Source organism: Halomonas sp. ATBC28 (assembly GCF_005937175.1).
Taxonomy (GTDB): Bacteria; Pseudomonadota; Gammaproteobacteria; order Pseudomonadales; family Halomonadaceae; genus Vreelandella; species Vreelandella titanicae.
The window spans coordinates 166,030-183,235 of sequence record NZ_VCQL01000004.1 but is presented as its reverse complement, the minus strand read 5'-3'; the positions used below and the strand labels follow the sequence as shown (position 1 = coordinate 183,235).

General features: G+C 53.8%; 15 protein-coding genes. 3 read left to right on the top strand and 12 right to left on the bottom strand.

The window, feature by feature from the left end:
• The first annotated feature begins 144 nt into the window (after positions 1 to 144).
• Entirely contained in the window at positions 145 to 681 is a 537-nt protein-coding gene (gene uraD, locus E0L35_RS05875) for a 2-oxo-4-hydroxy-4-carboxy-5-ureidoimidazoline decarboxylase (protein ID WP_027958117.1), read from the top strand.
• Positions 682 to 800: 119 nt separating this feature from the next.
• Positions 801 to 2,168 carry a nucleobase:cation symporter-2 family protein gene (locus E0L35_RS05870; protein ID WP_027958118.1) on the top strand — a complete coding sequence of 456 codons (1,368 nt, stop codon included), beginning with the start codon at positions 801 to 803 and terminating at the stop codon, positions 2,166 to 2,168.
• Between the two features lie 78 nt (positions 2,169 to 2,246).
• Here E0L35_RS05870 and E0L35_RS05865 read toward each other — a convergent pair whose 3' ends face one another.
• The 3 genes from E0L35_RS05865 to E0L35_RS05855 all read right to left on the bottom strand — a co-directional run bounded on the left by E0L35_RS05865 (position 2,247) and on the right by E0L35_RS05855 (position 4,279).
• A complete protein-coding gene (locus tag E0L35_RS05865) occupies positions 2,247 to 2,603 on the bottom strand; it encodes a phasin family protein (RefSeq protein ID WP_027958119.1) in 357 nt (118 codons plus the stop codon).
• A gap of 180 nt (positions 2,604 to 2,783) precedes the next feature.
• Positions 2,784 to 3,473 carry a glutathione binding-like protein gene (locus E0L35_RS05860; RefSeq protein ID WP_027958120.1) on the bottom strand — a complete coding sequence of 230 codons (690 nt, stop codon included), beginning with the start codon at positions 3,471 to 3,473 and terminating at the stop codon, positions 2,784 to 2,786.
• Positions 3,474 to 3,586: 113 nt separating this feature from the next.
• Positions 3,587 to 4,279 carry a glutathione S-transferase family protein gene (locus E0L35_RS05855; RefSeq protein ID WP_039859469.1) on the bottom strand — a complete coding sequence of 231 codons (693 nt, stop codon included), beginning with the start codon at positions 4,277 to 4,279 and terminating at the stop codon, positions 3,587 to 3,589.
• 378 nt (positions 4,280 to 4,657) lie between these two features.
• Between E0L35_RS05855 and E0L35_RS05850 the strand changes: the two genes are divergently transcribed.
• Positions 4,658 to 6,349 carry an L-lactate permease gene (locus tag E0L35_RS05850; protein ID WP_009287404.1) on the top strand — a complete coding sequence of 564 codons (1,692 nt, stop codon included), beginning with the start codon at positions 4,658 to 4,660 and terminating at the stop codon, positions 6,347 to 6,349.
• A gap of 105 nt (positions 6,350 to 6,454) precedes the next feature.
• Here the strand turns inward: E0L35_RS05850 and E0L35_RS05845 are convergent, their stop codons facing one another.
• From E0L35_RS05845 to E0L35_RS05805, 9 genes are all read right to left on the bottom strand, one after another.
• Entirely contained in the window at positions 6,455 to 6,979 is a 525-nt protein-coding gene (locus E0L35_RS05845) for a gamma carbonic anhydrase family protein (protein WP_027958122.1), read from the bottom strand.
• Positions 6,980 to 7,013: 34 nt separating this feature from the next.
• Entirely contained in the window at positions 7,014 to 10,016 is a 3,003-nt protein-coding gene (locus tag E0L35_RS05840) for an FAD-binding and (Fe-S)-binding domain-containing protein (RefSeq protein ID WP_027958123.1), read from the bottom strand.
• Between the two features lie 18 nt (positions 10,017 to 10,034).
• On the bottom strand, positions 10,035 to 11,246 hold the full coding sequence (locus tag E0L35_RS05835) for an aminotransferase class V-fold PLP-dependent enzyme (RefSeq protein WP_027958124.1): 1,212 nt from the start codon (positions 11,244 to 11,246) through the stop codon (positions 10,035 to 10,037).
• A gap of 100 nt (positions 11,247 to 11,346) precedes the next feature.
• On the bottom strand, positions 11,347 to 12,534 hold the full coding sequence (locus E0L35_RS05830; RefSeq protein WP_027958125.1) for a CoA transferase: 1,188 nt from the start codon (positions 12,532 to 12,534) through the stop codon (positions 11,347 to 11,349).
• A 41-nt stretch (positions 12,535 to 12,575) separates the two neighbouring features.
• A complete protein-coding gene (locus E0L35_RS05825) occupies positions 12,576 to 13,382 on the bottom strand; it encodes an enoyl-CoA hydratase/isomerase family protein (RefSeq protein WP_027958126.1) in 807 nt (268 codons plus the stop codon).
• Between the two features lie 69 nt (positions 13,383 to 13,451).
• Complete coding sequence (locus E0L35_RS05820) at positions 13,452 to 14,735, bottom strand: TRAP transporter large permease (RefSeq protein WP_027958127.1); 1,284 nt, start codon at positions 14,733 to 14,735, stop codon at positions 13,452 to 13,454.
• A gap of 9 nt (positions 14,736 to 14,744) precedes the next feature.
• Entirely contained in the window at positions 14,745 to 15,305 is a 561-nt protein-coding gene (locus tag E0L35_RS05815) for a TRAP transporter small permease (RefSeq protein ID WP_027958128.1), read from the bottom strand.
• Positions 15,306 to 15,371: 66 nt separating this feature from the next.
• Complete coding sequence (locus tag E0L35_RS05810) at positions 15,372 to 16,349, bottom strand: TRAP transporter substrate-binding protein (RefSeq protein WP_027958129.1); 978 nt, start codon at positions 16,347 to 16,349, stop codon at positions 15,372 to 15,374.
• Between the two features lie 313 nt (positions 16,350 to 16,662).
• Positions 16,663 to 17,124 (bottom strand): heme-binding protein, encoded by a 462-nt coding sequence (locus tag E0L35_RS05805; protein WP_027958130.1) that lies wholly within the window; start codon positions 17,122 to 17,124, stop codon positions 16,663 to 16,665.
• Positions 17,125 to 17,206: the final 82 nt, after the last annotated feature.

Below are 17,206 nucleotides of genomic sequence, written 5' to 3'. Positions count from 1 at the left end.
TTGATGACGTTGCTTGACCTATTGGTCAAAGAGTACCGTTACTGATATTTATTGTATACAGTAAGTCCAACCCTGCACATTTAGATCCACGTTTGCTTTGAATCACGTATGTTGTAAAAACTTAAACCGCTTAGGAGAGTTCCAGTGCCCACACCGCAACCGTTACTGCTTTCACCCGCGCCTAGCAAGTGCAGTCTTGAAATGCTGACTCATCACTATGGGGATGTTTATGAACACTCCCCCTGGGTGGCCGAAGCTGCCTGGCAGCACGGCCTGGCTGAAGCCCACGACGAGCCTGACGCATTAGCCGAGCTGATGGGGCTTATGTTGCAGCAGGCGAGCAACGAACAGCAAATTAAGGTGATTCAGGCGCACCCTGACCTGGCAGGCAAAGCCGCTATGGCAGGTGAATTAACCCAAGACTCAACCAGCGAACAAGCAGGCGCCGGGCTTGACCAGTGCAGCCCTGAGGAGTTTGCGCGCTTTGAATACCTTAATGCGGCGTACAAGGAGAAGTTTGGCTTTCCTTTTGTGATTGCCGTTAAAGGGCTGGATCGACATGCCATATTAGCAGCCTTCGAGGAGCGCCTGAACAACGATGCGGCTACCGAGCGCCAAACGGCAATTGAGCAAATTATTCGCATTGCGCGCTTTCGGTTAAGGGCGCGGGCCGAGCAATAAAACGAAGCGTTGAAGACTATTCGTTGATCGGGCTATTGCATTTATTTCTTGTATACACTTTTATTGGCTAATGGATGCAAGAAGAAAACAATGTCACCCACAGCGAATAAAGGCTCTCTATGTCCACACTGCCCGATGCCAAAACGCGGCCTTCGCGTACCATTAATCAAAACCCCGATGCGATGCCGCCGTTATCAAAAGCGATCCCGCTAGGCCTCCAGCACATCATGGCCATGTTCGCTGGCAACGTGACACCGCCGATTATTATTGCTGGCGTGATCGGCGCTAATCCGGCGGAGCAGATCTTTTTAATTCAGGTGGCACTGTTTGTTGCGGGGGTATCCACGCTGGTACAAACCATCGGCATCGGCCCGATAGGCGCACGCCTACCGATTGTGCAGGGCACTAGCTTTGGCTTCTTGCCGGTGGCGCTGCCGCTGGCGAAAGCGTTTGGCCTACCCGCCGTTCTGGGCGCTTCCTTTGTAGCAGGGCTGCTGCAAATTGTGCTCGGTGCGTTTTTAAAGAAGATTCGCCACTGGTTCTCTCCAGTAGTCACCGGCATTGTGGTGCTATTGATCGGGATTACATTGATGCCGGTCGGCCTCAATTACGCCGCGGGCGGTGTGGGGGCGGATGACTTTGCATCACCCAGCAACTTGTTGCTGGCGCTCTTTGTACTCAGCGTGACGATTGCCGTTCATCAATATGGGCGGGGCTTTATCAAAGCATCCTCTATTCTATTTGGCTTATTGGCTGGCTACATAGTGGCCATTGCCCTTGGAATAGTTGATTTTACGTCACTGAGTAACGCTGCCTGGTTTGCACTCCCCAAGCCGCTGGAATACGGCATGACGTTTTCGGGCACCGCAATCATTGGCATGACGCTGATTATGTTCGTGGTTGGGTTAGAAACGATCGGCAATATCTCTGCGATTACGACCACAGGGGCAGGCCGCCCGGCGAAGGATCGCGAGCTTTCCGGCGGCGTGATGGCCGATGGTGTGGCCACTTCATTGGCAGCGGTTTTCAATACTCTACCCAACACCGCTTACGCTCAAAATGTTGGTTTGATTACCCTCACCGGCGTGGTGAGTCGCCATGTGGTTACCATCGGTGGGTTGCTATTAATTGCCATGGGGCTATTTCCCAAGCTGGGAGGACTGGTGGCCGCCATGCCGCCTGCGGTTCTTGGCGGTGCGGGCGTCGTCATGTTCGGCATGATTGCATCGGCGGGTCTTAAAATTATCAAAGAGTGCGAGCTGGATCAGCGCAACATGCTGATAATTGCCGTTTCGCTAAGCCTGGGTATCGGTCTACCAGCCGTCGAGGCGATTTCAGAAACCATGCCGGGGCAGCTAGGGCTGCTGCTTAAGTCGGGCTTAGTGCCTGCCGCCCTCGCCGCTTTATTACTAGACGCCATTTTACCAGGCAAACCTGACAGGCGTGCCAAACTGGCCAAGGCCGAAGCGGAGTATCAAAACCGTTAATCATGCACTGATGAGCGGGTGCAAATAAAAACGCCGCACCCTCGGGGCGCGGCGTTTTAAAGCGGTGGTACAGTTAAATTACTGCTTGGCGGTCTCTACCGCTTTCTTAGTGGTCTCTTCTGCCATTTTTTGGCTGTCTTGAGCGAAGCTTTGGCCGATGGAAGTTACTTTTTCCGTGTCGCCCTTCACTCGTTCCATAAATTCGCCAGCCGTTTTTTGCTGGGTTTCCATGGCTTTTTTGAAGCTGTCGGGGTCTTTGACATCAAGCCAAGTGCGCGCTTGCGCAATCGCCATGTCCGAGTAGGCACGGGCTGCATCTAACTGTGCACTCACCAGCTGATCATAGTAATCTAGCGCTGTCAGCGTGTAAGAACGCATCGGTGAAACAAAAACGGACTCAAACTGCTGCGTGGTTTTCTCAGTCGCTTTGTTCATAATAGTACCTCCAAGAGTGAGCTAGCACATAAACACGCCTTGATTAGGCGGTTCTTAGCCAGGCTTTTGCCTCTGCTGTCCTTAAAGCTAGCAGTGCTTTTTGTGCAGCGCAACATGATTTTTCCTCATGCTGCGCCTGCTCACTCACAAATAGTTAGAACGGCTGACAGCAGCCTGCTACTAGCGGTTACCGAACAAGTGCTTACGCGCCTGCTCATCCATTTCCACGCCGGCTTGGGGATTGACGTCTTCGACCAATGCATAAGCTCGACGTACGGCCGGGCGTGCTTTGATCATGTCAAACCAGCGCTCCAAGTCGGGAAACTCGTCCAGGGTTTGACGCTGTTTTTCCCAGGGAACAATCCAGGGATAGATCGCCATGTCAGCAATCGAGTAGTCATCGCCACCGACATAAGTGTGATGCGCCAAGCGTTGGTCTAGCACGCTATAAAGCCGATTGGTTTCGCGCACGTAGCGCTCAATGGCGTAATCGATCTTTTGCGGCGCATAGTGGCAAAAGTGATGGTTTTGGCCTGCCATGGGCCCTAGCCCACCCATTTGCCAGTGCAACCACTGCAATACGATATAGCGCTCGCGGCCTGCAGAGGGTAAGAAGAGGCCACTCTTATCGGCCAGGTACTCGAGGATAGCGCCCGACTCAAACATCGATAGCGGCTGGCCACCATCCTGTGGTGAGTGATCGACAATAGCGGGAATTCGATTATTGGGGGCGATAGTGAGAAATTCAGGATCAAACTGCTCGCCTCGGCCAATGTTAATCGGCTTCACTCGGTACGCCAGATTGGCTTCTTCGAGCATGATGGAGATTTTATGGCCGTTAGGTGTTGTCCAATAATACAGGTCAATCATTGCCATCTCCTTGATGAAAACCTTGATTCACTCGCAATGAGCCACCAAGATTTCAAAATTTATCGAGCGGTACTTTAGCGTACCGCCCTGTTAGCCATATCGCGCCGTTGGCGTTATATATCGCGTACGGTCAGGGCATTACTGGCAGCCCCATTGTGCACGTTGAGCATACGCTTGAACCACTCATCCACCGGGTCGCCAGGCTCTACTACCGCCTGTGTCGATACAACGTGAGCCCACATCATGCTGCCAAACAGCAGGTAATCTGAGCCGCTGGGTGCGTCACCGTCTAAAAAGGCGCTCTCCCGCAGCAGGTCACGTACCGGTGCCAGCGCCTGCTTGAGCTGCTGCTTACCCTGCTCGGGCTGATGGAACTCTTCCAGCGTGCAACCAAACCGCGCTTCGCGTGTTTCGCGGAAATAGCTACGGTCGTCTGGGTGGACGGCTGCAAATAAATCCATGGCAATAATGCGGAATAGCGCAGGGTTTATGCTGCGCTCAACAAAGTATTTGAACAGTAATACCCGCTGATAGCTGACGCCCTCACCCAACACGGGTGCCTCGGGATACGCCTTATCCAGGTAGCGCATAATCTCGAAACTGTCGGTAACGACCTGATCACCGTCGCAGAGCACCGGCACTTTGTCGTAGTCGGCAAACGCCAGCGCTTTCTTATCGAGGAATCGCCACGCTACGGAGGTGAACTCCAGCCCTTTGTGGGCGAGTGCCATACGTACGCGCCAGCAGTAAGGTGAGAAGCGGAGCCGTTCGTCCCGGCCGCACAGATCATAAAGAGTCATTGCCACTGCCATAACCTCCGTGTGGTTGATCATAGTGAGTACACAGCATTTCAGCCGATAACAATGAGCGTAAGACAACTACGACGCAACTAGCGAGTTCTGTACTCATCCTTTCGCTGGCAACTGTACTGTCTATTAGTCTAATGACTCAGCGCCTTTAGACTTACCCCCGACTACCAAAAAACCATTTAAAAACATATATATAAGAAAATAAAAGCCGTGAAAAACTAGCTATCAAACAAGCACTTAAGTGGTAAGACCAATTTTCCAATGTAGTCATATGATTAGCCTAATCGTATCTTTCACCTACACCCGACTGGCGGTACGACTGCCAGACGGTTATTGCGGAGCATACCAAATCAATAACAAGGGGCAGTTCCTTCCATGAATGAAACGATACTTGCACTTCTGGCCTTCCTGCCGCTGTTGCTGGCCGGTATTTTGCTCATAGGGTTTAAAATACCTGCCAAGATAGCGATGCCGATTGTTTTCCTGACCGCGGCCATTATTGGCTTAACCGCTTGGGATATGTCCTTTAGCCGCGTGGCGGCGTCGACCATCCAAGGCCTGATTCAAACTGCGGGTCTCCTATGGATCATATTTGGCGCCATACTGCTGCTTAATACGCTTAAGCACTCCGGCGGTATTACGGCTATCCGTAATGGTTTTTCAGGCATTAGCCCTGACCGCCGTGTACAGGCGTTGATTGTTGCCTGGCTGTTCGGCTGTTTTATCGAAGGGGCCTCAGGCTTCGGTACGCCCGCCGCGGTAGCTGCACCGCTAATGGTCGCTCTTGGCTTCCCGGCGCTTGCTGCTGTGGTCGTGGGTATGATGATTCAATCAACGCCTGTCTCGTTTGGCGCGGTGGGCACGCCTATTGTGGTCGGGGTTGGTAGTGGCCTGGATCGTGCTGGCATTAGCGCCGAACTCGACTCGGTAGGCTCAAGCTGGGATGTCTTCTTCCAACTAGTCACCAGCGAAGTGGCGATTACTCACGGCATCGTGGGCATTTTAATGCCGCTGATTCTCGTTACCGTGATGGTGCGTTTCTTCGGTGCCAACCGTTCCTGGAAAGAGGGACTGTCGATTACCCCCTTCGCCATCTTTACCGGTATCTGCTTCGTAGTGCCTTACATGCTGGTGGGCGTGCTGTTGGGCCCTGAATTCCCGTCAATGATCGGCGCGATGGTGGGCTTGGCGATTGTCGTACCCGCTGCCAAACGCGGCTTTCTGATGCCTAAAGATACCTGGGATTTCCCCGAGTCCTCTTCTTGGCCAGACGAGTGGATCGGCAACCTGCAGATCAAGCTTGACGACGTTGTCGGCAGAGCGCCGATGTCCACCTTTAAAGGCTGGGTACCCTATGTGCTGCTCGCACTGTTTTTGGTGGCCTCTCGCATTATTGAGCCCCTCAAAACAGCACTTACCTCTATTAACCTCAGTTGGAACAATATTCTTGGTGAAGCGGGCATCAGCGGTGGGGTTCAGCCGCTCTACTTGCCCGGCGGTATTATAATTGCCGTGGTCATTGTGACCTATTTCCTGCACCGCATGAATCCGCAAAAGATTAGCGCTGCGGTGTCTGAATCTACCAAAACGATTTTTGGGGCGGGTTTCGTTTTGATCTTTACCGTGCCGATGGTGCGCATCTTGATCAACTCCGGCGTTAACGGCGCAGACCTTGTTTCAATGCCGGTAATGATGGCCCAGGCAGTGGCCAGTAGCGTAGGCGGCATTTACCCCTTCTTTGCCCCAGCGGTAGGGGCGCTGGGCGCCTTTATTGCAGGTTCCAACACGGTATCCAATCTAATGCTGGCGGAGTTCCAGTTTAGTGTTGCTGAAACCCTGGGCCTCTCTACGGCCATGATGGTAGCGCTGCAGGCCGTGGGTGCGGCGGCAGGTAATATGATTGCCATCCATAACGTGGTCGCGGCGTCAGCAACGGTCGGGCTGTTAGGCCGTGAAGGCGCCACGCTGCGTAAGACGATTCTGCCCACCATCTACTACCTCATCTTTGCCGGTACCATCGCACTGATTGCGTTCTACGTTATTGGCGTCACAGATCCGTTGATGTGATGTAATGTGAGCTAGCGCTCGTATACGCTACGCTAGAAACACAAACCCCCAGGCCTAAACCTGGGGGTTTTGTCGTTTTGGTGAGATCAATCTAGCCAGCTAGCGTCAGTCTATTCGCTTTAGCTCATGGCTGTGGCGTTTACCGCGCTCGACATAGCCCTGGGCATTCTTTTTCATACCCGCAACGGCCTCATCAGAAAGCTCCCGCACCACCCTGGCAGGCGAGCCAACGATTAACGAGTTAGGCGGAAACACCGCGCCCTCCTTAATAAAGGCACCGGCACCCACCAGGCTATTCTCACCAATCACCGCGCCATTGAGTACTACCGCCTGTATACCGATTAAGCAGCCATCGCCTACGGTGCAGCCATGCAGCATAGCCTGATGCCCGACCGTCACCCCTTTTCCTACTTTAAGCGGAAAGCCTGGGTCAGCATGGAGAACCGCACCATCCTGAACATTGCTCTCTTCGCCTATCTCCAGATGGTCACTGTCGCCGCGCAACACGGCCTGATACCAGACGCTTGAATGTGCCTTTAAGGTCACTTGGCCGATAACATCCGCCGTTTCCGCGATGTAGACCTCGTCGTGAATCTCTGGGCGATACTCACCGTATTGATAAATGGCCACATTGATCTCCTGGGTTGTTGTTGGTGTTCCGCATTCAGGCTAGCGCTTGCTCCAGCAATCGGGCAACGTGAATCGCTTCGCGGCCACTTCCATCGTGAATCTGATGGCGACAGCTCGTGCCATCGGCAATCAATACGGCGTTGCTATCCGCTTTTCGAATTGCAGGTAAAAGCGAGAGCTCCGCCATTTTCAGTGAGGCGTCGTAGTGCTCTGCTTCATAGCCGAAGCTGCCTGCCATACCACAGCATGAGGACTCGATAGTCTCGACGTTGAGGTCAGGAATCCAGCCCAGCACTTGCTCAACGGGGCGCAACGCATCAAACGCCTTTTGATGGCAGTGACCGTGCAGCAGCGCTCGATCGTAGTGCAGCGGCTTAAGTTCGAGGAGAAGCTGATCTTCGGCACGCGCCTTGACCAGAAACTCTTCAAACAGATAGGCCGATGACGACAGTGCTTTAGCCTCTTCGCCAAAGCCGTACTGAAGGAATTCATCGCGCATGGTGAGCAGGCAAGAGGGTTCCAAGCCCACTATCGCCACGCCGCGTTCGACAAACGGCATCAGGTGCTCAAGGGTGCGTTTGGCTTCCGCTTTGGCTTTATCAAACTGGCCCGACGATAAGTAGGTTCGACCACAGCAGAGTGGCCGTTGGCCTTTGGTAATATTGAGATGCACGCGGTACCCCGCGGCTTCCAGCACCCGCTTGGCTGCCTTGGCATTTTCGCCCTCCATATAGTTATTGAAGGTATCCACAAACAGCAGCACTTCGCGCTCCGAGGCAAATGACGATTGCGACGCCTCGGCACTGGCGAGAAAATTACCGTTAAACAGCGGCAACGAGCGTTGGGGCGCCAGCTTTAACGCCTGCTTGATCTGTTTGGCCAGAAACGGCACTCGCTCCACGCCATTTACCAGAGCAGAAAACTTGCTGGCCCAGGGCGCGTAGCGCGGCATCTCGCCGACCATGCGATCACGCAGTGATAACCCATTGGCACGAGCGCGTGCGGTGCGGGCTTCGATCTTGAACTTCGCCATATCGACCCCCGTGGGGCAATCCCGCTTGCAGCCCTTACAAGATACGCAGAGATCAAGCGCTTCTTTCACGTCGTCACTGGCGAGCCCTGACTTACCCAATTGGCCTGAGAGCACCAAGCGCAGCGTATTGGCTCGGCCGCGGGTCAGGTGCTGCTCGTCTCTCGTGATACGGAAGCTCGGACACATGGTGCCCGCATCAAACTTACGGCAGTGGCCGTTGTTGTTACACATCTCTACCGCCATGGCCAAGCCATGGGTCGCATCGCCGCCGCTGCCAGGCGGTGTTTGCTCACCGGTGAGTGGGACGCGCTTTACATTCCAGGCGGACCAGTCGAATACTGGGGTAAGCGGGATTGTGGTGTAGCTTTTAGGAAAACGAAAATAGCGCTCGTCGTCCATTTTGGGGGTATCGACGATTTTGCCCGGGTTGAAGAGGTTTTCCGGGTCGAACAGCTGCTTGATTTCGCGGAAGGCATTGTTGACCGTTTCGCCAAACTGCCACGCTACCCACTCGCCACGGCAAATTCCGTCGCCATGTTCCCCGGAGTAAGCGCCTTTGTATTCGCGGACTAACGCGGAGGCCAGCTCGGCGATTTCGCGCATTTTTTCTGCGCCGTCGCGGCGCATATCAAGAATCGGCCGTACGTGCAGTGTGCCAACGCCTGCATGGGCGTACCAGGTACCTTCGGTGCCGTAGCGGTTAAATACCTCGGTGAGCTTGTCGGTGTACTCGGCCAGGTGTTCAAGCGGCACCGCGCAATCTTCAATAAAGGAGACCGGCTTACCGTCGCCCTTCATGCTCATCATAATGTTGAGCCCGGCTTTGCGCACGTTCCACAGCGCTTTCTGCTCAGCCGCTTCGGGCATATCCACCACGCTGCCCGGCAGGCCTAAATCGCCCATCAATTCATTAAGCCCACTCAGCGCTTCAAGCTGCGTTACATGGTCGTGACCGGCAAACTCCACCAGCAAAATGGCTTCCGGCTTGCCAATCAGCGCCTTCTCAATGACCGGGCGGAACGCTGGGTTCTCCAGCGACAGCTCAATCATGGTGCGGTCAACCAGCTCGACCGCCGTGGGGCCGAGCTTGACGATATGCTGGGTGAAATCCATCGCCTGATAAAAGGTCGGGAAATTCACCACGCCCAGCACCTTCTGCTCGGGCAGCAGTGAAAGCCTGAGCTTAATACGCTGGCTTACTCCTAGCGTACCTTCCGAGCCTACCAGCAGATGGGCCAGGTTGGCGCGCCCATCAGGGTCGTAGGGCATAGGGTTTTGGCAATCAAATAGATCCAGGTTGTAGCCACCCACCCGACGCAGCACTTTGGGAAAGTGATCACGAATTTCAGGGCTCACACGCTCCGCAATCGCCTTCACCTGCTGGGCAAGGCGCTGCTCCTGCGAGCCTTCCGCGAATCTGTCAACGAAACCAAAACTCGCCGCGCTGCCGTCAGCCAATAGTGCTTCCACGCCCAGCACGTTGTGCACCATATTGCCGTAGAAGATTGACCGTGACCCACAGGAGTTATTGCCTGCCATGCCCCCAACGGTGCACTGTGCGCTGGTGGAAACATCTACCGGATACCAGAGCCCGTAGGGTTTGAGCCAAGCGTTGAGGTGGTCGAGAACGATGCCCGGCTCAACCACCACGGTGCGCGCCTCGGCGTCAAACTCAACCACCTGATTGAGCCAACGGGTGGTGTCGATTACCAGCGCTTCGCCGACGGTTTGGCCACATTGGCTAGTGCCCGCGCCCCGGGCCAAAATCGGCACTTTGGCATCACGGGCAATATCCAGGGCAATTTTCAGATCTTCCTGGTGGCGCGGAATGATCACACCTATCGGCGTCACCTGATAAATCGAAGCGTCGGTTGAATAGCGCCCCCGAGTGGCCCGGTCAAACAGCACCTCCCCGGCCATCTCTCGGGATAACCGCTCGGCTAGTTCGCCGAGCGGTTTAATCTTGGCATCACGGGACGGGTGTTGGTTCGTCAGAGACGTCATGTGGCTCTCCCCCGTCGTTTAGCGTTTGCCTGCGTTAAGCGGGTTGGCGGCAAAGTAGTCTAAAGCAGCCGTCACGCCACTGCCTTTAAGATCAACGCCCGCCAGCTTCATGCCTGCCTCACAGCCGCCGAGAGTGGCAATTAGGGTAAGGTCGTTGCAGTCGCCCAAATGGCCGATCCGGAACATCTTGCCCTTGGCCTTACCTAGCCCCATACCCAGTGAAAGATCAAAACGCTCATAGATAATCTTGCGTATCGCATCTGCATCGACACCTTCAGGCATCACAACGCCCGTGAGTACCGGCGAGTAAACCGAAGGATCTACACACTGAATCTCAAGCCCCCACGCTTCTACCGCCGCGCGCACCCCAGCGGCCCAGCGTTGGTGGCGAGCCAGCACGTTGTCCATGCCTTCATCCAACAGCATATCCAGCGCTTCATTCAGGCCATAAAGCAGGTTGGTGCTGGGCGTGTAGGGCCAGTAGCCGTTTTTGTTAGCCTCTAGAATTTCATCCCATGCCCAGAAGCTTTTGGGCAATTTCGCCTGCTTGCTGACCTCAATCGCTTTGGGTGAAAGCGCGTTAAAGCTGATGCCCGGCGGCAGCATCAGGCCTTTCTGGGAGCCGGAGACGGTAACATCAACACCCCATTCATCATGACGATAATCGGCACTGGCCAAACCGGAAATGGTATCGACAATCAACAGCGCGGGGTGGCCCGACGCGTCGATGGCTTTACGCACGGCGGCGATGTCACTAGTCACGCCGGTCGAAGTCTCGTTGTGTACTACACATACAGCCTTAAGCTCGTGACCGGTATCCTCTTTCAGGCGTGCTTCGATCATGTCGGCCTGAACACCGTGGCGCCAGCCTTCGTAGCCCGGCAACCCCAGAAACTCAGGCTGTATGTCTAAACGCAGGGCCATTTTGTGCCACAGAGTGGCGAAGTGTCCGGTCTCGAACATTAGCACCTGATCGCCAGGTGATAAGGTATTGGCCAGTGCCGCTTCCCAGGCACCGGTGCCCGACGCCGGGTAAATAATCACCGGGTTCTCGGTTTTGAAGATTTTTTGAATCTTGCTCAACAGCTCAAGGCCCAGAGCGCCAAACTCAGGCCCGCGGTGATCAATCGTAGGCAGGCTCATCGCCCGTAAAATGCGGTCTGGCACCGGAGAGGGGCCAGGAATTTGCAAAAAGTGACGGCCGGATGGATGAAAATTAAGTTTTAACATGGTGACGTTCCTGTTTGTTGTTGTACGGCTCGTGGTTGGATCTGTCGATTAGCGTTATTGAAAATGGATAATGAATGCAATCACACACATCAAAAAAGCGTTATTTGATACATCCTTCAGCACGTAAAGCGTCAAGCTCCGCGCCAGAGAGCCCTAAACTATCGAGCACTTCGTCGGTGTGCTGGGCAAAGAGCGGTGCCGGGCTGCGAATTTGCGACGGAGTCTCTGAAAACTTGCTCGGAAACCCGATGGTTTTCATTTTGCCTATCACCGGGTGCTCCATCTCCTGCACCATGCCCCGCGCTAAATAGTGCTCATCCTGCATGGCCTGAGCGAAGTCATTAATAGGTCCGGCAGGCACGCCCGCGCTGTCACACAGTACTAGCCACTCATCAACGCTTTGATTCGCCATTAGTTCTTCAAGCAGCGCCTCCAGCTCTTCAACGTGCTGACCGCGATCCTGATTGGTAATAAAGCGGGGATCCTGCATTAGCTCATCGCGCTTTAGTACTTCCTGGCAGAAGCGCTCCCAGGTGCGTTGGTTGGCGCAGCCGAGCATTAAATAACCATCGCTGGCTTTAACGGCCTGATAAGGCGCGGAAACACGATGGCGCCAGCCCGTTGGCCCAGGCACGGTGCCTTCAGAGAAATAGGCCGCAGCTTCCCAGGTAAACCAGGGCAAACCACACTCGGTGATGGCGATATCGATATGCTGGCCGGCGCCGGTTTTCATCTTGTGGATACACGCCGCCAGAATCGAGTAGACCGCCGTCAGCCCACCGCCAATATCGTAAACCGCAATACCGGTTTTCAGCGGGCGTTTGCCCTCTTCCCCGGTCATCGACATCAGGCCTGTCATCCCTTGCGCCACCAGGTCAAAGCCCCCTTTGTGGCTATAGGGCCCGGTTTGACCATAGCCTGAAATGGAGCAGTAGACGATGCCAGGATTGATTGCCTTGATGGTGTCATAGTCGATCTCAAGCGACTTGGTCACCCCAGGCCGATAGTTCTCAACGATGACATCGGCATCAGCGGCTAAGCGGTAGAAGATCTGTCGCGCCCGTTCGTCTTTAAGATTCAGCGAGATACTTTTTTTGTTGCGGTTAATCTGTGAAAAGCAGGTCGATTCGCCATTCACGTAAGGGCCCATTTGGCGGCTGTCGTCTCCGCCATTAAGCTTCTCAACTTTGATAACTTCTGCGCCCATGTCGGCCAGTACCATGGTGCAGTATGGGCCAGCCATTATTTGCGACACGTCCAGTACTTTTATGTCTTGTAGGGGAAGCATGCGCTTTCCTCCCAATTAGTAGTTTTAGGCTATGTCCGAAACTAGTGGCCAGACCACTCAAACGGCGTTTTATTGACGAACTTATCCACCGCCGCGGCAAAATCTCGACTCATATAGCAAGAGGTTACCCAGTCGTCGCTGGCATCCGCTGGAAGGCGACGCTGCTCAATCGCACGGCCAATCAGGGCCTTGCTGGCCTGAAGCGTCAGTGGCGCTCGTTTAGCAAAGGCCTCAGCCAGCGCAGCCACTTCGGCGTAAATTGCATCAGCGTCAAACAGCTGATTTATCAGGCCTGCCGCATGGGCTTCTTCAGCACCAAACAGCCGCGCCATCATCAGCGCTTCCTTGGTACGTGCAACGCCAAGCATGTCGATCATGCGTGAGACGTTGCTAATCGAGAGTGTATTGCCCAGCGTTTTGGCAATCGGCACACCAAACTTCAGCGTTGGGGTCGCATAGCGAAAGTCGCACACCAGCGCAATCGCAGCACCGCCCCCCACGCAGGCCCCTTCAATCAGCGCCAGGGTTGGCTTGGGAAAGGTTTCCAGCTTGCCCACCACGCGATCAATGCGCCGTTCATAGCCAATCGCGTCTTCAGGCTGAGCAAAACCCGAAAACTGGCTGATATCGGTTCCTGCCACAAAGGCTTCACCACCGACACCGTGCAAAACCACGGCATACACAGTGTCATCCTCTGCCAATTGATCGCAGTACTTTTCCAGGGCGTCATACATCTCCCAGGTCATGGCATTGCGGCTCTGGGGCCGGTTAAAACCAATCCAGGCCACACCGTTGCGAACCTCATAAGTGACGCTGTCGATAGACGGTATTACGTTTGTGTTGCTCATCAGCTTCTCCTTTATGGTGCGCTATACCGGAGGACATCTTCCGACGAAAAACGCACACATCTCGCATACTTAGCCATAAACAAAGTTCACTAATGCCAGCGCAAACGCGGGAATATAGGTGTTAATCATTAACACGGCGAACAGAACGGCAATAAACCACAGGTTGGTTTTAGATGTGGCCCATACATCTGACTTAGCGATTGAGCAAGACGCAATGAGTACGCTGGCCACCGGTGGCGTTTGCTGACCGATTGCCAGGTTCAGGGTCACGATCAAACCGAAGTGAAGAGGGTCAATACCTACCTCTATAACCAGCGGCAACACAATGGGGACTACCAGAATAATCGCCGCTGCTGAATGCAGAAAAATACCCAAAATCAGGAAGATGACATTGAGGAGCGCCAAAATAAGATATTTATTGTTGGTTAGCTCACTGATCTGCATGGCGATTTCTTGAGGCACTCGGGTTTCAGTAAGGTAGCCACCTACCACTGCAGAGGCAGCCACCAGCAGCATAACCACCGCTGTTTGCACACCAGCACTTTTACAAGAATCAATAAAATTCCTGAGAGTGAATTCGCGATAAACCACCGCACTGATAAAGATAGCGACGCACACGGCCAGCGCCGCACCTTCGGTCGCCGTGACGAAACCACCAAAGATCCCGCCTAGAATAATGACTGGAATCAACAGCGCCCAGATCGCCTCTTTAAAGGCTACCCAAAGCTGCGATGCCCGGAAGCGCCCCTCTGAAGGGAAGTTGTGCTTGCGTGCTAGGTAGTAGCACATCGCGGCTAAACCCATCGCACCCAACAAGCCTGGCAAAATACCAGCCACAAACATCTGTACTACCGACTCACCCGACATCACCGCATAAAGAATCATCGGTATAGAGGGCGGGAGAATGATCGCAAGACTTGCCGCAGAGGATGAGATGGAGGCCGAAAACTCTTTTGAGTAGCCTTTCTTGCGCATAGCGGGGATCAGGATACTACCGATCGCCGATACACCCGCCACTGCCGACCCAGAGATTTCAGCAAAAAATACCGATGCACCAATCGTAACCATGGCGAGGCCACCCTTGATGAACCCCACCATTGCCATGGCCAGGTCGATCAAGCGCCGCGATATACTCGAGGCGTTCATTATGGCGCCAGCTAAAATAAACAGCGGTATGGCGATGAGCGGAAAATTAGTCGCCCCTTCAAACATGGTCATGCCCACCGTAGGCATTGCCATGTTGCCGTATGTCATAAAGGTGGCAATCGTTCCGACCAGCGCTAAGGCAACAGCTACCGGTACGTTAATCAGAATAAGCAGTATCAGCGCTAGAAATATGTAGAGTATGACCATGATATTTACTTATCCTCGCTGATGCGTGCTAACGGTGGCGACTTCTTCAGCGTCGATACCGGCTTCTTCAAGCTCATGGTCAATAAAGCCCCTACCCCGGGCGCTTTTGATAACGTCAGGGAGCCGCAACAGTTCAGCAATAATGAACAGTACGGAGGCAACAGGAATCGCAGAGTGAACAAGCTGCATGGAAACCTCTGGGAGGCTGACCATGCCAACGTCTTGGAGAATCAACATGACTTGGTAGCTGGCAAGCCCCAAGAAAACGAAGAACCCGATAGTGATAGCTTCAGCTAACAGTGCGAGCGGCACCCGAATAGTGGGAGGGCACATGTTCAATACACTTGGACAAGTAATGTGTGCCCCTTTGGCGGCGGCTAAAGCCGTTCCGTAGTAGGTCACCCAGGCGAGTAAAGCGGCGGCAAGCTCGTCATACCAGCTTAACGGTGAGCCCAAGTAGCGGGTCACAAAACCAAGTGTGACGACGACGGCAAGCGCGATGACCAGAAAGACCACGATGCCTTCAAGAAACGCGAAATACGCGTTCTTGAACTTTGTAAAAGTACTCATTGAGACCTCCGAAAGTCGAGGCGCCTCGCCATACAGCGACGCACCTCTGTTAGAGCGACGCTTTGCTTACTCGCGTAGAGCAGCCACGGCGTCAATCATTTCCTGGCCACCATCCACTTCGTCAGCGAACTTGTTATAAATGGTCTCAGAGGCCTCAACAAAGGCTTCGAAGTCGACTTCATTAACTTCCATGCCTTCATCGCGCATTTTCACGAGAGTTTCATCATCCAATCGCTGACCTTCTTCTAGCACGAAGTCCTCCATTTCGACGGCGACTTCTTCAAGTACCTGCTGCACTTCCTCGGGTAGGCGATTCCAGCTAGCACCTGCGGTCAGGTATGCCGGGGTATAAACGTGGTTGGAGATGGAGAGGTAGTCCTGCACTTCATGAAAACGTGAAGAGTAGGTTTGGATAAAGGGGTTTTCCTGGCCGTCCATTGCGCCTGTTTGCAGAGCAACAAACACTTCCGACAGCGACATTGGGGAAGGTGCCGCGCCATAGCTGCGGAACATATCAATGCGCCATGTGCCACCAGGAACGCGCAGTTTTATACCGTTGAGATCCTCAGGTGTGACAATGGGGCGTACGTTGTTGGTAATCTGGCGAAAGCCGTTTTCCCACACACCAATGATCTTAAAACCACGCGCTTCCGCGGCGTCATATAGGGGGCCACGAACGATTTCTTCACGCACGCGCTTCATATGCTCACGGTTTTCGATCAAATAAGGCATCTCGAACAGCGCAAACTGATCTGACTCAGAGCTCATCACCGTTGAAGGCAGCGAGAGGTCTAGAGACCCTAAGCGTAAGCGACGCATCATCGATTCATCGCCACCCAGTTGACTATTTCCATAGACGTTAACTTCCGCCACGCCTTCCAGGCGTTCGTTGGCCAGCTCAGCAAAGCGGTTTGCACTAATTTCGAACAGTGAACCAGGACCACCCACATGGCCTAGTCGAATTTCAGTGTTTGCATTAGCAGCGGCGGCCTGCAAACCAAACGCCACAACGGCGGTTGCGAGTACTGTTTTGAGCAATTTCATAGTGAACTCCAGGTGAAGCATTTGTTGTTGTTAGCAATGTCACCACCGTGGCTCTGGCACCCGATGGCACCTGCAAAAGGAGCCGCTTGAGCAGGCCTACTTATTATTAACGGGCGCTTACTCTAGGGTTATCCTCCACTTCAATTTGAATTCAAAATTCAAAATTAGGTATTAAACTTTCGTCTCGTCGTACAAATTACTTTTCAAGCAACTGATTATTAAAGAAGTTATTAAAATTTTGCCGTAAATAAAAAAACGGGCAGTGGCTGAATAAGCCAACTGCCCGCTTTTATCGGCACTTCCTGCTCATTACCTAGCTCGGCTCAAGCCCCCAGAGCAATCCAGCCAACTCAATACCAGCAATGGCTGCCTGCTGATCTTCTTCTGACGAAGCGCCGCTAACCCCCACTGCACCAATCAAGCAGCTTTGTTCATTAAGAATGGGCACCCCGCCTGCCACTGCCACAAAATGCCCTTGGGAGGCTGCTGCAACACTGGCAACAAACGCTGTACGTTCAGCGTTACGTGCGCCAATCACCCCACTGGCAATGCCTATGCCCAGTGCGGCGTAGGCCTTACCCTGGGCAACGGGGAAACGCAACGGAGCACAGCCATCTTCGCGTTCAGCGGCAACCAAGTTCCCACCGCCGTCCAGCACAACGATCGTCAGCGGAGGCAACTCCAAATCACGTGCTTGTTGCATGGCGCCATCGATTATCTTTCTGCTCTGCTCTCTGGCGAGCTGCACGCTGCAATGAAATACTTGTCCGGCCATCGGTGTTTCCTTTGTCATTGTTGTAGGCAGTGGTTGGCAAAAGTGCCACCAAAGGAATATTGAATTCATAATTACTTTTGCA

What these genes read in the sequence shown, in the direction of transcription:
- E0L35_RS05835 (WP_027958124.1), bottom strand. Translation starts at nt 11,246, where the DNA reads ATGTTAAAACTTAATTTTCATCCATCCGGCCGTCACTTTTTGCAAATT.
- E0L35_RS05850 (WP_009287404.1), top strand. Translation starts at nt 4,658, where the DNA reads ATGAATGAAACGATACTTGCACTTCTGGCCTTCCTGCCGCTGTTGCTG.
- E0L35_RS05870 (WP_027958118.1), top strand. Translation starts at nt 801, where the DNA reads ATGTCCACACTGCCCGATGCCAAAACGCGGCCTTCGCGTACCATTAAT.
- E0L35_RS05830 (WP_027958125.1), bottom strand. Translation starts at nt 12,534, where the DNA reads ATGCTTCCCCTACAAGACATAAAAGTACTGGACGTGTCGCAAATAATG.
- E0L35_RS05865 (WP_027958119.1), bottom strand. Translation starts at nt 2,603, where the DNA reads ATGAACAAAGCGACTGAGAAAACCACGCAGCAGTTTGAGTCCGTTTTT.
- E0L35_RS05840 (WP_027958123.1), bottom strand. Translation starts at nt 10,016, where the DNA reads ATGACGTCTCTGACGAACCAACACCCGTCCCGTGATGCCAAGATTAAA.
- E0L35_RS05820 (WP_027958127.1), bottom strand. Translation starts at nt 14,735, where the DNA reads ATGGTCATACTCTACATATTTCTAGCGCTGATACTGCTTATTCTGATT.
- E0L35_RS05815 (WP_027958128.1), bottom strand. Translation starts at nt 15,305, where the DNA reads ATGAGTACTTTTACAAAGTTCAAGAACGCGTATTTCGCGTTTCTTGAA.
- E0L35_RS05860 (WP_027958120.1), bottom strand. Translation starts at nt 3,473, where the DNA reads ATGATTGACCTGTATTATTGGACAACACCTAACGGCCATAAAATCTCC.
- E0L35_RS05825 (WP_027958126.1), bottom strand. Translation starts at nt 13,382, where the DNA reads ATGAGCAACACAAACGTAATACCGTCTATCGACAGCGTCACTTATGAG.
- E0L35_RS05805 (WP_027958130.1), bottom strand. Translation starts at nt 17,124, where the DNA reads ATGGCCGGACAAGTATTTCATTGCAGCGTGCAGCTCGCCAGAGAGCAG.
- E0L35_RS05810 (WP_027958129.1), bottom strand. Translation starts at nt 16,349, where the DNA reads ATGAAATTGCTCAAAACAGTACTCGCAACCGCCGTTGTGGCGTTTGGT.